We start from the raw sequence: 13,684 nt of genomic DNA on the forward strand, positions 1-13,684 counted from the left end.
CGACCCGACGACCTCCGAATTCTAGCGCGGCACGTGTCACATCAGAAAGCGCTCGTTAGCATCGGTGTGAGCGACTGCTGGTGTCGCGGTGGCCGTTTCTGAGTGGAGGAATCGTCGTGGGCGGTCTGGCGGTGGTATCGCGGGTGAGGCGAATGTCCGGGCGGGGGATAGGGCTGCTCGCGATTGCGGCGGTGCTGCTCGGCGTCTCGTTCGTGGTCGTTCCGGGGATGGCGGCGGGGTGGGGTTCCGCGGGCGGGATCGGAAACGAGGGGGAGCTGCGAGACGCGTTGCGGGTGGCGTTCGTCGGGTACTGGAGTTCCGGGGCAGGGGAATTCTCGCCCGCGCTGAATGAGGTGGTGGCGTACTGGTTTCGGTATCACGTGGCCAAAGCCGTGATCGCGGCGGTGCTGCTGGGGGTTCTGACGGTGCTGGCCGTCGCGTTGTGGAACGCCGTCGGCCGGGAAGAGGACGCGCGGTGGGGGCGCCGCGTCGCCCTCGGGGCGGCCGGTGCGGGCGTCACGACGTGCGCGCTCGTCGCGGTGCTGGCCGTGATGGCGAATGTGCAAGGCGCGGTGGCGCCCTACGCTTCCCTGCTACCGATGCTGTTCGACGACCCGGTGGGTCCGGAACTCGCGGGGACCGTGACAGACGTCGGTCGGCAGCTGGCCGCAGCGGGTTCGTCGCCCGCGCTCGAGATGATGATCGGTGACTTCACGCGCTATCACGTCGCGATGGTGGTGATCGCGTCCATGGTCGCCGTGGGGTGTGCCGTCGCGACGGTGGTGTTGTGGCGGCGGCGGGCCGGAAAGTCCTCGGCGGAGCGGGGCGTTCTCGCCGGGCTCGGGTTGCTCACGATGGGACTGACCGTGGTGTTCGTCGTTGTCGCGGTGGCGAATACCTCGACGGTCGCCGAACCCGTGCCCGCGTTGCAGGCACTGTTCGACGGCGGGTGGTGAGCGAGCTCAGGCGAGGCGTTCGTCGGGTTCCCCGAACTCCTGGTGGTAGCGCTGGGCGCGGGCGAGCATGCGGCGGATGCCGGCGACCATGCGGTCGGTGGGCAGGGGTTCGGCGATGATGGGATCGCCGGTCTTGACGTAGTAGCGACCGTCGTCGTAGTCCATCCACCAGAAGGTGCGGCCGGGGCTGGGGCGGGCGTCGACGGCGGGGCCGGAGAAGGCCGAGATCTCGCCGAAGGCGTGGCGTCTGCGGCGGAAGATGCGATTGAGCTGGTCGGCGGAGCTGAGCTGACCCGCGCGGTACTCGAAGTGTTCCTCTTCGGCGGCGAGTTGTTCGCGGCGGACCTCCACCGGGGGCTTGGTGCCCGGCTTGGCGCGGGGCAGCGCCGCGACCGCGAGGGCGGCGACCTGATCGGCCGTGCAGTAGGTCATGACGACGTCACCGCCGACGTCCTCGGCGGGGCCGCGGGCCTGCGTCAGGGTCGCGCCTGCGCGACCGCGGATCGCGCCGTGGAAGCGGACCACATTCGAATCATCCTGTCCGATATAGCCTTTGGATTCGACCCTGGCGTCGGGTTCGAGCAGGACGGCCAGCGCGTGCTCGACCGCCGGATCGTATTTGCCGAGCAGATTCTCGACCGCAGCCTCCCGATGCCGCTTCAGCTCCTCGAAGTCGGCGATATCGGTGCGGTACTGCAACGGGTAGGGAAGACGGTCACGGCCGTACCCCGACCACAGGATCTCGAACTCGATGCCGGTGAACTCAGCCCGCTGCACTGTCGCTGTCTCCGCCGATCACCGGGGGCACGGTCCGCAGCCCGTCCGTGCCGATCAATAGTTCGCCGTTCTCCTGGGTGATCAGGTAGTCGGGCACGCCCTTGGTCCGTTCGTCGTCGGACCCGCCGCGCGCGCCCGGTGCGCCCATGCCACCCATCCCCGCCGCACCGCGGGCTCCGCTCGCCGCACCCGCTCGACCTGCCGCGGCGGCCGCCGCGGCAGGGGATTGACCGCCCGGCGCGCTGCGGCCCGGCGCCGGGGTCGACGGGGACCCGCCGCCCGGTGCGCCGCCCGAGCCTCGCCCGGTGCCGGTGGGGCGACCCGCTCCCGGCGCGGTCGTGCCCAGGGTCGTCCCCGGGGTGGTCGTGGTGCCGGGCGTGGTCGAACCCGGTGTGGTCGAACCCGGTGTGGTCGAGCTCGGTGCGGTGGACTGCGGCGTGGTGCTCTGTGCCGTGGTCGACCCGGTATCGGTGGACGACGGCGTGGTCGAGGACGAGGTGTCGGAGTCCTCGGCGGAGGTGCCCTCGCCCGGCGTTTCCGGCGTGGTGCCGTCGGTGTTCGTGCCGCCGGTTGTCCGGTCCTGTGTCCCACCGGTATTCGTGCCGCCGTTGCCGCCTGTCACGCCGTTGTCGCCGGTACCGCTCGTGATAGTCGGCGCCGACGGCAGGAAGGGGACGCCGTTGTCGGTCTGGGCAGCCACCTGGCCGTAGACGGTGCGCAGGATGCGGCGGCCCTCGTCCTCGGCTTCCTTCTGGTTGTGCTCGTCGACCTTCATCACCCCGTCACCGGGCAAGGTCTTGCCGGTGACGGACTCGCGCGAGGTCAAACCCGGCATGAGCGCCTGGGTCTCCTCGATCCCGGTCCGCATCTCCGACAGCTTCAAGCTGATCGCCGTCGCCGCCTGGGACAGCGGAATCGACTGCTCCGCATAGTTGTTCACCGCGGCCACCGCTGCGGAAGCGGCGGCGCCCGTCCACCCGCTGTGACCGTTCGCGCCGGTGACCGTGCGGGCGAACTCCTGATTGAACTTGGAGAACGTGCCCATCAGGTTCATCCCGATATTGGCCCACGCCGTCACCGCGTCATCGACGAGCTTCGGCTTCATCGCCGCCACGGCCGCCTGCATCTGCGCCAGCGACATGCTGTCGTAGCTGTCGGGCGTGGTGATGTGTGGTGGCTGGATGTCGCCGCCGAAGATCGTGGCGTAGTTGCCCTGCTGCTGCCGGTTGTAGATGCCGGTGCGCTCCTGGTTCCACTGCTCCTGCGCGGCGATGACTCTGCTCTTGTATTCGTCGTAGGTCACGCCGGCTCTCCGGTCGCGGAGAGGTCGGTGGCGAGGGCGCCGTCCTGGGCGACGAAGTTGGCAATCGCTTTGGCGACAACCTCTTTCGCCGTTTGGACGGCATGGATGTGCTGCTGGATCACCGCATCCAACGCTCGGTCGCCTCCCGAAGCAGTGAGGGAGAACTTGCGTTCGAGTGCTTGACCGGAATTGAGCGAGCCGAAACCGGAGATGTTGCGAACCTGGTCGACCTGGGCGTAGATCTCTTCCAGTCGGTCCAGATGATCGTCGCAGGTCCGGTCCAGATCTCTACCGATCTCGGGATCGAGTGAGAGCTCGCCAGTATTTGCCTTGTCCAGCAGTTGATTCCACTGGGTTGGATCGATACCGAGAATCATTGGCCACCACTCAATTCGAGGGGAGAGTTTGTGCCAGGCTGTCGGTGAGCCGCCGGACCTCTGGGCATGGCGCCGGCGGTGAGGAAGCGCTGACTCGATTCAGCAGCCTGAAAAGGACCGATCCGTTGGCGACCTCGACCGCGATGGTGCACCCGAGGTCGTGGGTCGATCCGGTCGTGCGAAGTTGCAGCGCGTTGTGCGCGCCGACGGTGGTCTCGGTGAAATCGGTGAAGTCGGTTCGCGCACGTGATTCGGCGAGTGCGTGCTCCGACGACAGGATCGAGAAGGTGTACTGCTTGGCCGAGTCCTGCCAGCTGCACGTCTTCCACCCCGTGAAGTCGACGCCCGCGACGTCCTTCTTCTTGCTGCCGACGTTCAACCCCACTCCGCTGATCGCCGAATCCGGCAGCGAACACGGATCCCACACCTTCGCCTCGGCATCCACCGAGGTCGGGCTCGCGGCCACGCTCACCCCGCTGGTCGTCGGCGCGGCCGTCCCGCTCTCGCCGCCCCCGCAACCAGCGACGACCAGCCCGAGGGCGGCGATGCCGACGGCCTTCCACCCATGGCCTCCCACTGTCATCTCGACCATCCCCTCCTGGTGTAGACAGCTGCGCGCTCGATTCCGAGCGATGACGGCTGTGCAGAGTCTAGTCGGAACCCGGATCTCGCGGCCGAGTCGTCCGACGGCCCGCGGTGCTGGGTCCAGCCGACCGTGCCGGTCGATCCGTCACTCCGCGGCGCAGGGGGACGTGGAGGCCATGATGAACCGGACCTCCTCGTCGTTCCTGCCCGCACGCGTCCGGGACGACGCGACCGAGAAGCCGCGGGAGTCCCGGTAATACCTGCTGACGGGGTCTTCGGCCGGATTCTGGCTGGGCACGAGGGTGAAGCCGCGGGCGGTCATCGCCTCGAGATTCGCCATCGCCTGATCGATGAACTCCTGCGAAGGGTTGAGCTCCTGCCGCTCGTACCGAGGGTGCCAGGGCGGTCCCGCCGACCGCAGCGAGTTCGGGTCGGTCCGACAGCCCGACCCCACATCGACCATGTCCGGTTCGACGGTGATCGGCTTCGGCCAGATGAGCTCGAAATTGTCGGCAACGATGGGGCGCGCGCCGGCCACGGTCAACCCGGTGGCGTCCTTGACTTGCTGATTGGTCGGACCCTCGGAGATCCAGCCGGAACACCCGGCGAGCGTGACCGCCACCATGGCTACGGTGGCAACCGTCATCGACTTCATTCGACATCGATCCTCGGGCCGAGGCCGGGGTTGTCCGTGATCTGTGGGTGTGCGTAGGGGTCGATCCGAATGCCCAGCGACGACGCAGCGCGAGCCGCGGCGGCCGCTTTCGCGGCGTCGAAGGCTTCCCTGCCGCCGTTGCCGTTGTCGCCCAATCCGATGTCGACCCAGTCCGTTTCGATCCCACGCTCGACGTAGCCGATGGCGTCGGTGCCCTTGATGACGCCGACGATGTTCTCGAAGGCCGTCGATCCCGCGTCGTCCCAGTAGTCGCCGTGCCCCTCGACGCCGAACACGACCTCGTTCGCGTGCTCCCCGGAACTGCCGCTGTAGAAGCCGGTATCCAGGCGGGTGACGCCGGGCACCTCGTCCGGATCCCCGCCCAGCACCTCGGATGCGTGCGGGTTGCCCGGCAGGTGCATACCGCCCGGAACAGTCAGTCCCCCTTCGGGATACGACTGCACCACCCCGATGAGGTCGCCGGGGGCCGTCATCGAATACCGCTGCACGTTCGGGTTCGGGTTGTTCCAGCCGGTGTCGAACACGCCGGTCCCCGCGGACGAGGCGTGCAGCACGCGATCCGCGCGCAGGCCGAGTTGCTCGGCGGAGCCCACGATCGAGCCGCCGTAGGAATGGCCGACATAGGTCACCGGCGTGCCCGGGGAATTCGCGCCCACCTCCCGGTCGATCTCGTGCCCGAACTCGACCAGCTTCGGCGCCATGTCGGCCGCGAACCGGGGACTCGGCGCACCGTCGTCGAGACTGGTCAGGCTCTGCGGGAAATCGCCTTCCATATACAGGAAGACGGGGCTGTCGGTCCGGTCGGCGAGATTCCAGGCGGCGACGTGATTGGAGCCGGAACCGTTGAGGTTGGTGGAGGTGCCGGGTACGTACACGCCGACACCGGGCGAGCCCGCCTTCATCGAGCCCAGCATCTCGATCATCCGCCCGTTGCCCTCGGTGCTGAACATCACGAACTTGCGGTCGACCATGTCGAGCCGGGGCGTCGCGTTGTCGCCGGTCGCGGCGGCGGCCGTGGTGAGCGTGCCGGTGCCCTCGGGGTTCGGGATCGGCGCGAGCATCGCCTCGAGCTGCCTGACCCGTGATTCGTCGGGGTCCGGCTTCGCCTTCTCCGTCGTCAGCGCGTTGCGGATGTTGATCTCGTTGGCCTCGATCCGCATGCCGAACGGGACGCCGTTGAGATTGCCGAGCTTCTCCGGCGCGGCGATCACCAGCTGACGCTGTGCCTCCGGGCTCAGACCGGCCAGGTAGGTGGCCCGCTCGTCGGCCGACATCGCGGCCAGCTGGATCGCCACGGCATCGGGGTCGCGGACGGTGCCGTCGGCGAGGGTGATGTCGGGCTGGCCGTCGCGGATCGCGGTCAGGTCGGCGAGTGATTCCTTCAGGCGGGTACCGAGCCGGCTGTCCAGGCGCTCGATCTCGTCGAGGCCGCCGAACAGGTTGAGCTGGAAGACGCCCGCCGCGCCCTCCTGCTCGGGATCGGTGTGGGAGACCCGGCCGTCGGGTTCGACCTGGAAGCCCTGGTCGACGGCGAGCGTCCGCTGATCGAGGACGTAGGCGCGGGCATGCTGCAGGCTCCGATACGCGTCGTCGGCGTCGTCGGCGATCCGCAGCAGCACGGTGCGCACCTCGTAGCCGTGGTCGACCTCCTCGTCGATCCGCCGGCCCGCCGCGTCCCTGGTCCGGCCGTGCCAGCCGCCCGCCGTCGAGACGGCGCGTGAGCAGTCGTCGACCGCGGTGGACACCACATCGGCATTGGCGCGGGCGGTGTCGGCGGCGCGGTGCAGGCCGTCGAGATTCCAGCCGTCGAGCTGGGGGAGGGTCGGGCGCATCAGCGCGATCCCAGCTTCCCGATCTCGCCCGCGATCTCGGCATCCTTGGCCTGGATGTCGGCGGAGAACTTGTCGATCAGGCCGGCCAGGGTGGTGTATCTGGTCGCGATCGACGACATCGCCTGCTGGGCGGGATCGGCCAGGCCGCGGACGGTGGCCAGGACGTCACTGCCGTCGCCGGTGGCCTCGCTCATGGCGGTCCAGGCGAGCTCGCCGACCTCGTCGGCCTCCTGCCGCCACGTCGTCGCCAGCGCTGTCAGTTGATCGGGTTCGACACCGAGTGTGCTCACGATTGCCCCCTCCTTCGGCGCCGAGGCGGCCACGGGCCGTCGGTACCACCGTGCGGATCGGTCTCTTCGTGAAGGTTGGACGGAGCTGTCGAACCGAGGGTTCCATCATGTGATGTGAGTCACAAAAACTAGACCGTCGCGGTCTCGTCCTTCTGTGCGCGGGCGCGCGCATCGACGCAGTCACGGCAGGTGCCGAAGATCTCCAGGGTGTGGCTGACCTCGGTGAAGCCGTGTTCGCCCGCGATCGTCGCAGCCCACGCCTCGACCGTCGGGCCCTCGACCTCGACGGTGCGGCCGCAGTGGCGGCAGACCAGATGGTGGTGGTGCCCGCTCGAGCACTGGCGGTAGACGGACTCGCCGGAGTCGGTGCGCAGCACGTCGACCATGCCCGCGTCGGCCAGCGACTGCAGGGTCCGGTAGACGGTGGTCAGGCCGATGCCCTCACCGCGCTTGCGGAGCTCGTCGTGCAGTTCCTGGGCGGACCGGAACTCGTCGATATCGCTGAGCAGCGCCGAGATCGCGCTGCGCTGCCGGGTGCTGCGGACTCCGACCTGCTTGCCGGAGGGATTGTCTGCCAATGGATTACCCTTCCTCGGCGTGGGCGACGGCGTCGACGACGATGTGCGCGAGGTGGTCGTCGACGAGTTCGTAGAGCACCTCGCGACCCGAGCGTTCGCCGTGTACGACGCCCGCCGACTTGAGGATGCGCAGGTGCTGGCTGACCAGCGGCTGGGTGACCCCGAGGGCGTCGACCAGCTCGTGCACACAGCGCGGCGACTCGCGCAGCTGCAGCACGATCGCGATCCGCACCGGGGCGGCCAGCGCGCGCAGCAGCTCACCCGCGTCCTCGAGTACCTGGCGCGCGGGCACCGTGGCGGGGGCGGGGGAGTGGTACGGGGTGTGCGCGTGTGCGGCCGTGGCATCGGTGGTCATCAACCAACTCCTTAATGGAAACCGATGCCATTTTGACATGCAGACGTGCGCATGTCGAACGTGACGCGCTGAGCTGGGGCGATCGGCAGTCGCCGGACGACCGTTTCGACGGTGAACCCGCCGTCGAGCGGCCGTCGGGGCGCTACTTCGCCCGTGCGGTGCACGACCGGTCGGCCGGTGCCGATACGCTTGTCGGCATACTTGTCCGACTCCCAAGGGATGGAGAAATCTCGCGTGGCACCCAAGTCGAAGGTGGACACCGTTGCCAACCTCGCCAAGCGCCGGGGCCTGGTTTACCCGTGCGGTGAGATCTACGGAGGCACCAAGTCGGCGTGGGACTACGGTCCGCTGGGCGTCGAACTGAAGGAGAACATCAAGCGGCAGTGGTGGCGCACCATGGTGACCAGCCGCGACGACGTCGTCGGTCTGGACTCCTCGGTGATCCTGCCGCGCCAGGTCTGGGAGGCCTCCGGCCACGTCGAGACCTTCTCCGATCCGCTGGTCGAGTCGCTGCACACGCACAAGCGCTACCGCGCCGACCACCTGCTCGAGGCGTACGAGGAGAAGCACGGCCACCCGCCGGCCAACGGCCTGGCCGACATCAACGACCCCGAGACCGGTCAGCCCGGCAAGTGGACCGAGCCGAAGAACTTCTCCGGCCTGCTCAAGACCTTCCTCGGCCCGGTCGACGACGAAGAGGGCCTGCACTACCTGCGCCCCGAGACCGCGCAGGGCATCTTCGTCAATTACAAGAACGTCGAGACCACCGCGCGCAAGAAGCCGCCGTTCGGCATCGCCCAGATCGGCAAGAGCTTCCGCAACGAGATCACCCCCGGCAACTTCATCTTCCGGACCCGCGAGTTCGAACAGATGGAGATGGAGTTCTTCGTCAAGCCCGGCGAAGACGCCGAGTGGCACAAGTACTGGATCGAGACCCGCCTGGCCTGGTACACCGACCTCGGCATCGATCCCGACAACCTGCGCCTCTACGACCATCCCAAGGAAAAGCTGTCGCACTACTCGGCCGGCACCACCGATATCGAGTACCGCTTCCGCTTCCAGGGCAGCGAGTGGGGCGAGCTCGAGGGCATCGCCAACCGCACCGACTACGACCTGCGCACGCACTCGGAGCACTCGGGCACCGACCTGAGCTACTTCGATCAGGCCTCTGGTGAGCGCTACATCCCGTACGTCATCGAGCCCGCGGCCGGTCTGACCCGCTCGCTGATGGCGTTCCTGGTCGACGCCTACACCGTCGACCAGGTGCCCACCGCCAAGGGCACCACCGAGGAGCGGATCAGCCTGCGGCTTGACCCGCGCCTGTCGCCGGTCAAGGCCGCGGTGCTGCCGCTGTCGCGCAACGCGGACCTGACGCCCAAGGCCAAGGACCTCGCCGCGCAGCTGCGCAAGCACTGGAACGTCGACTTCGACGATGCCGGTGCCATCGGCCGCCGCTACCGTCGCCAGGACGAGATCGGCACCCCGTTCTGCATCACCGTCGACTTCGACACCCTCGACGATCAGGCCGTCACGATCCGCGAGCGCGACTCGATGGCGCAGGAGCGCATCGCCCTGGACAAGGTGGAGTCCTACCTCGCCACCCGCCTCCTCGGCGCCTGACACCAGACCGACGCAGAGCCCGTATCGCCACGCGCGATGCGGGCTCCTCGCGTTGCGGGGCGTGGAGGTGATCACAGTGCGTACCCGGCGGTTTGCGTCGCCCGGCCGCGTGCCTCACTCTTTCCGTTGTGCTGTGGGAACCGGAAGACGTGCTGCGGGGGCTCGACCCGTCGGAACAACGATTCGTTCGGCACGCCACCTTCACCGGGCGCTCGGTGACCCTGCGCGGTGAACTCGACGCGGCCGCCCTCGGCGCGGCGTTCGCGGCGCTGCAGCGCGCCTTCCCGATCCTGGTGTGCCGGATCGTCGAGGACGCCGAGGAGAACGGAATCCTGTTGCGTCCCGGGCACATCGAGCCCGTCGGCGCGTGGGTGAGTTTCGGCGAGCCCGACGAGGTCCGGATTCCCACCGAGTCGATGGATCCCGCCGCACAGCTGGGCTATCTGGATGTGGTGCTGGCCGAGGAGGATCGGGCCAGGGTCACCCTGTTCGTGCACCACAGCGTCGCCGACGCGGGGCACTGCGTGGAGCTGTTCGCGCGGCTGTGGGGGTACTACACCGATCACGTGGAGACCGGGTCGATCGCGGCCGGGCCACGGGAGTACCCGGTGTCGGTGGAGTCGCTGCTGGCGCAGCGGGGGACCGAACGCGGACCGCGCTCGGGACTGGAGACCGTCACCCGGCCGCTGGTCGTCGCCGACGCGGTGGGGCTCGTCGAGCCGTCGCCGCCCGCCACCCCCGCGCTGGCCAGGCCCGCGCGCATCCAGCTCGACCCGACCGAGACCGCCCGTGTGCTCGAGCAGGCCCGCACGCACGCGGTGAGTGTGAACGGGCTGGTCACCGCGGCAGTGCTGCGCGCGTTCGCGTCGGTCTACGACGTGACCCAGGTCGGCTGCGTCTACCCGGTCGACCTGCGCAGGCGACTCGAACCGCCGCTCGCGGCGGCCGCGGGCACGAACATCTCCGGCCTCGCCGCCTTCACCACGGATGTCGTCGACACCGACGACCTCGTCGCCCTGGCCCGCCGGATCGGCACGCACCTGCACGACGACCTGGCCACCGGCGTGATCGAACAGTCGGTGCTGCATTTTCCCGACTTCTTCGGCCCCACCCGCGTCCACTCGACGGCCGGGCACATCGCGCTCACCAATACCGGCACGGTGCCCGCCTTCCGCGCTCCGGCGGGGCTGATCCTCGACGACTACGAGATCGTCTACCTGTCCGCGCATCCGCGGCCCTCGACCGGCGCCTCGGCGGCGGTCACGTTCCTGGTCTACACCTTCCTGGGCAGGCTGACCATCGGCAGACTCGGCGGCGGCGTGCGGGCCGCCGAACTGCTGTCGGCGGTCGCCGCCGAGCTGACCTGGCGGGCCGATCACGAGGCCGCGACCGCCTGAGGCCGACCGTCAGCGGGGCGCGAGCGGCTCCTGCAACTCGGTGACCCAGCCCGCGGGATCGGGCGTCCACGCCAGGGTGACCTCGCGGACCGGCGCCGCGGTGCGGTAGCCGTTGTCCTCCACCCAGCGGCCCAGCGCCTGCCACGCCGTGCCGATCCCGGCGACATCGCCGTGGTAGACGGTCGTGGCCGCCGTCGGCAGCGCGGGCAGGTCGACGATCGAGAATCCCGGCGCCGCTTCGGGTTCCACCGCGACCGGGATGCAGGCGTGCACCCCGACGGTGCCGTCTTCGCGCGCGTCGTAATAGGCGATCGCCGGTCCCGCGATCGCGATGCCGGCCTGCGCCAGCCGGTCGGCGAGATCGCCGAACAGCGGCTGGATCACCGGACTGATCGCCTGTGGCTCGAAACCCGCCGCCGATCCGGTCGATTCGGCCACCCGCACCGCGGCGACCGGCTTGAGCACCACCTCTTGTTCGGGCATGACGCCCTCCTTCTCGATGATTCGGAGTCTCGCCTCGACATCGGTCAACCGGGCGTGGTCGGCCGCGATCCGCTGCTCCAGCTCCGCCCGGCGCAGGGTGAGCATGCCGCGCAGTTCCTCCGGGGCAGGTCCCGGATCGAGCATCCGGCCCACCTGCTCGAGCGTGAAGCCGAGCTCCTTGAGCGCGACGATCCGGTTGAGCCGGGCCAGCTGCGCGGCCGTGTAGAACCGGTAGCCGGTGGCCGGGTCGACCCGGGCCGGCCGCAACAACCCCACGGCGTCGTAGTGGCGCAGCATGCGCACCGACACCTGACCGTGTCTGGCGAAATCTCCGATACTGAACATGACGCCTTCCGGTGTAGAACCTCACACGGTGTGAGGGTCAAGCACTCAGAATCGGCCACCCCGGCTGACCCGGCGCGACCCGGACGACCCGCCGTAGGAACCGGGCCGGTACCCGCCGCCGCCCCCGAAACCGCCGCCGCCCCGCCGGGTCGCGCCGCCGATCGAGCCGCGCAGGAAACCGTCGAGCAGGATGCCGCCGAGCACCGCCCCGGCCTGCGAACCGCCCGCCATCGGCTGTCGCGATTCCCACGCGCGCACGCTCGCCTGCGCCTGTTCCAGTGCCCGTCCACCCAGGTCGGCGGCGGTCTGCGCGCTGACCAGCGCGCGATCCGGCGCGGTGGCGGCGAGGCGGCGGGCCTCGTCGAGATGGCGCTGGGCCTCCGAGAGCCGGGTCCGCGCCTCGGCGTCGACGCCGCCGCGCCGGGTGGTGATGAACGAGGACGCGGCGTCGACGCGCCCGGCCGCGTCGGTGAGCGTCCGATCGAGCCTGCGTCGCAGATCCTCCACGGCGAGCTTGCGATCCGAGGCCGCCGCGATGGCCCGGTCCAGCTCGGCGTCGGCGGTCACGGCGTCGTGGAAGGCGCCGAGCGGATCGGCGTCGACCCGGGCGGCCGCGGTGCTCACCGTGGTGGTGGCCGCGCCGACGGCAGCGGCCAGTTCGGGACCGCCGTACTCGGTCAGGGCGGCCGCCGCGGCCAGGTCGGCGCGGAGTTCGTCGAGCGCGGCGGGCAGCCCGTCGCGAGCCTGCTGGATGTTCGTCGCTGCCTGGTCCACCGCGTCGAGCAGCGTGCGGGCTTGGCCGATCGCGCCCTCGGCTGCGCGGATCGCCGCGACCGCGCCGCCCTGCTGGCCGACCGGCCTGGTCAGCGCGGTGCGGGCGGTATCGATGTTCTGCTCGGCGAAGGTCATCCGTTCCGCCGCCATCCGCACGTTGTCGTGGATCGGCGCCAGCACCGAGGCCGGGTAGGCCGAATTCAGCCGGGCCAGTTCGGCTTCGGACGCGGGCTGGCGCGCGGTCAGGTCGACGATGTCGCGGGTCAGTCCGTCCAGCCGGGCCGGCGCGTCGATGAGCAGATCGCGCATGGCGTCGAAGTCGGTCACCTGGGTGTCGAGTTCACGGTCGGCCCTGCCCGCGGTGGAGATCAGATCGATCAGCATGCTGCGCTGCTGGTCCGGGGTCTCCGGGACGGCGTCGTCGAGCTGCTGGCGGATCGTGAACGCCTTCGCGGTGGCGGCGCGGGCGGCGTCGAGCGCGGTGCGGAACGGCGTCACAGCGGTCTCGCCGAATTCGCTGGTGGCCAGGGCCAATTCCTCGGCGCTGGTGCGCACGGCGTCGTCGATCTCGACGAGCCGTTCGCGCGAGAGCGCTTGCAGCGTCGGCAGCGATAGCTTGGCCAGCGCACCCGAATCCGCCGGATCGACCTCGCGGGCGGTGCTCAGTTCGGCCCGATCCTGATCGCGACGACGCTTGCGGGAGAACAGGATCAGCCCACCCGCGCCGACGACGACCACCAGCCCGATGCCGACCAGCCAGCCCCACGGCACGCTCGCGCCGCGCATCGCCGACCCGATGCCGTCGGCGGTGTCGATCCCGGCCTGCGCCCATTCGCGGTCCCGCAGATCCGGTTCCACCGTGCCGGCCAGCAGCGCGTCCAGCTCCCCGTCGCTGACGGCGTCGGGCAGGACGCCGTGGAGCCAGTAGCCGCGATCGTCCACGGCCACCGCCAACAGCAGATCGCGATCGGAGAACCCGGACAGCTCGGCGGTCCGCGCGGCCCAGTCGCGCGGCGCCATCGCGGCGAAGTTCCGCACGTAGATCACCCAGAGCTTGACCTGGTGGTCGCGGTAGAGCCGATCGACCGCCTCGAGCACCCCGGCCTCGTCGGCGCCGCTGAGCACCTCGGCGGCATCGACCACCTGCGGTCCCATCCGCGACGGCGGCTCGGCGGTCGCGCCCGGCGCGCACAGCAGGCTCAGCGCGGCGAACATCGCGCACAGCAGACCGGCCATGGCGCGTACCGGAACCGGACGTGGGGCCGAACTCTTCCTCGACTGCCGCATGTGTCGAATCTAACGGGCGCACGGCGACCACGCGGGTACGACGGCGCGC

Annotated in this window: 15 protein-coding genes; 3 read left to right on the top strand and 12 right to left on the bottom strand. The window is 69.7% G+C overall.

Annotated features, from left to right (window positions below; genetic code table 11):
- The first annotated feature begins 152 nt into the window (after positions 1 to 152).
- The gene (locus ACIO52_RS17240; protein ID WP_316573918.1) at positions 153 to 956 is read left to right on the top strand and encodes a hypothetical protein; all 804 of its coding nucleotides are present in this window, start codon (positions 153 to 155) and stop codon (positions 954 to 956) included.
- Positions 957 to 962: 6 nt separating this feature from the next.
- On the opposite strand, the gene ACIO52_RS17245 is transcribed toward ACIO52_RS17240, so the two are convergent.
- The 10 genes from ACIO52_RS17245 to ACIO52_RS17290 all read right to left on the bottom strand — a co-directional run bounded on the left by ACIO52_RS17245 (position 963) and on the right by ACIO52_RS17290 (position 7,989).
- Complete coding sequence (locus ACIO52_RS17245; RefSeq protein ID WP_218715958.1) at positions 963 to 1,733, bottom strand: ESX secretion-associated protein EspG; 771 nt, start codon at positions 1,731 to 1,733, stop codon at positions 963 to 965.
- Positions 1,720 to 3,036, bottom strand: a complete 1,317-nt coding sequence (locus ACIO52_RS17250) for a hypothetical protein (protein WP_402644855.1) — start codon at positions 3,034 to 3,036, stop codon at positions 1,720 to 1,722. Before ACIO52_RS17250 ends, ACIO52_RS17245 begins: the two co-directional genes overlap by 14 nt.
- Complete coding sequence (locus ACIO52_RS17255) at positions 3,033 to 3,413, bottom strand: hypothetical protein (RefSeq protein WP_402644858.1); 381 nt, start codon at positions 3,411 to 3,413, stop codon at positions 3,033 to 3,035. The genes ACIO52_RS17250 and ACIO52_RS17255 overlap by 4 nt, the downstream gene beginning before the upstream one ends.
- 10 nt (positions 3,414 to 3,423) lie before the next feature.
- A complete protein-coding gene (locus ACIO52_RS17260) occupies positions 3,424 to 3,996 on the bottom strand; it encodes a DUF3558 domain-containing protein (RefSeq protein WP_402644860.1) in 573 nt (190 codons plus the stop codon).
- Positions 3,997 to 4,143: 147 nt separating this feature from the next.
- Positions 4,144 to 4,653, bottom strand: a complete 510-nt coding sequence (locus tag ACIO52_RS17265; RefSeq protein ID WP_402644863.1) for a hypothetical protein — start codon at positions 4,651 to 4,653, stop codon at positions 4,144 to 4,146.
- A complete protein-coding gene (locus ACIO52_RS17270) occupies positions 4,650 to 6,506 on the bottom strand; it encodes an alpha/beta hydrolase (RefSeq protein ID WP_402644866.1) in 1,857 nt (618 codons plus the stop codon). Before ACIO52_RS17270 ends, ACIO52_RS17265 begins: the two co-directional genes overlap by 4 nt.
- Positions 6,506 to 6,796, bottom strand: coding sequence for a hypothetical protein (locus tag ACIO52_RS17275; protein WP_218721587.1), 291 nt, complete (start codon positions 6,794 to 6,796; stop codon positions 6,506 to 6,508). The genes ACIO52_RS17270 and ACIO52_RS17275 overlap by 1 nt, the downstream gene beginning before the upstream one ends.
- A 128-nt stretch (positions 6,797 to 6,924) precedes the next feature.
- A complete protein-coding gene (locus ACIO52_RS17280; protein WP_218721588.1) occupies positions 6,925 to 7,374 on the bottom strand; it encodes a Fur family transcriptional regulator in 450 nt (149 codons plus the stop codon).
- A 4-nt stretch (positions 7,375 to 7,378) separates the two neighbouring features.
- Positions 7,379 to 7,729, bottom strand: a complete 351-nt coding sequence (locus ACIO52_RS17285; RefSeq protein WP_218721590.1) for a helix-turn-helix transcriptional regulator — start codon at positions 7,727 to 7,729, stop codon at positions 7,379 to 7,381.
- A gap of 11 nt (positions 7,730 to 7,740) precedes the next feature.
- Entirely contained in the window at positions 7,741 to 7,989 is a 249-nt protein-coding gene (locus ACIO52_RS17290; protein ID WP_316573923.1) for a hypothetical protein, read from the bottom strand.
- Between ACIO52_RS17290 and ACIO52_RS17295 the strand changes: the two genes are divergently transcribed.
- Together ACIO52_RS17295 and ACIO52_RS17300 are read left to right on the top strand one after the other, a co-directional pair.
- Positions 7,949 to 9,349 carry a glycine--tRNA ligase gene (locus tag ACIO52_RS17295; protein WP_378827429.1) on the top strand — a complete coding sequence of 467 codons (1,401 nt, stop codon included), beginning with the start codon at positions 7,949 to 7,951 and terminating at the stop codon, positions 9,347 to 9,349. The genes ACIO52_RS17290 and ACIO52_RS17295 overlap by 41 nt on opposite strands.
- A 128-nt stretch (positions 9,350 to 9,477) precedes the next feature.
- Entirely contained in the window at positions 9,478 to 10,746 is a 1,269-nt protein-coding gene (locus tag ACIO52_RS17300) for an acyltransferase (protein ID WP_402644870.1), read from the top strand.
- Positions 10,747 to 10,755: 9 nt separating this feature from the next.
- On the opposite strand, the gene ACIO52_RS17305 is transcribed toward ACIO52_RS17300, so the two are convergent.
- Both ACIO52_RS17305 and ACIO52_RS17310 read right to left on the bottom strand, forming a co-directional pair.
- A complete protein-coding gene (locus tag ACIO52_RS17305) occupies positions 10,756 to 11,574 on the bottom strand; it encodes a MerR family transcriptional regulator (protein WP_218721596.1) in 819 nt (272 codons plus the stop codon).
- A 45-nt stretch (positions 11,575 to 11,619) separates the two neighbouring features.
- The gene (locus ACIO52_RS17310; protein ID WP_402644872.1) at positions 11,620 to 13,635 is read right to left on the bottom strand and encodes a TPM domain-containing protein; all 2,016 of its coding nucleotides are present in this window, start codon (positions 13,633 to 13,635) and stop codon (positions 11,620 to 11,622) included.
- Between the last annotated feature and the right edge of the window lie 49 nt (positions 13,636 to 13,684).

The sequence above is a fragment of the Nocardia sp. NPDC087230 genome (genome assembly GCF_044744725.1).
GTDB lineage: Bacteria > Actinomycetota > Actinomycetes > Mycobacteriales > Mycobacteriaceae > Nocardia > Nocardia canadensis.

Coding starts and splice junctions, on each gene's coding strand:
- ACIO52_RS17240 (WP_316573918.1), top strand. CDS start 153: ATGTCCGGGCGGGGGATAGGGCTGCTCGCGATTGCGGCGGTGCTGCTC.
- ACIO52_RS17255 (WP_402644858.1), bottom strand. CDS start 3,413: ATGATTCTCGGTATCGATCCAACCCAGTGGAATCAACTGCTGGACAAG.
- ACIO52_RS17260 (WP_402644860.1), bottom strand. CDS start 3,996: ATGACAGTGGGAGGCCATGGGTGGAAGGCCGTCGGCATCGCCGCCCTC.
- ACIO52_RS17265 (WP_402644863.1), bottom strand. CDS start 4,653: ATGAAGTCGATGACGGTTGCCACCGTAGCCATGGTGGCGGTCACGCTC.
- ACIO52_RS17270 (WP_402644866.1), bottom strand. CDS start 6,506: ATGCGCCCGACCCTCCCCCAGCTCGACGGCTGGAATCTCGACGGCCTG.
- ACIO52_RS17285 (WP_218721590.1), bottom strand. CDS start 7,729: ATGACCACCGATGCCACGGCCGCACACGCGCACACCCCGTACCACTCC.
- ACIO52_RS17295 (WP_378827429.1), top strand. CDS start 7,949: ATGGAGAAATCTCGCGTGGCACCCAAGTCGAAGGTGGACACCGTTGCC.
- ACIO52_RS17305 (WP_218721596.1), bottom strand. CDS start 11,574: ATGTTCAGTATCGGAGATTTCGCCAGACACGGTCAGGTGTCGGTGCGC.
- ACIO52_RS17310 (WP_402644872.1), bottom strand. CDS start 13,635: ATGCGGCAGTCGAGGAAGAGTTCGGCCCCACGTCCGGTTCCGGTACGC.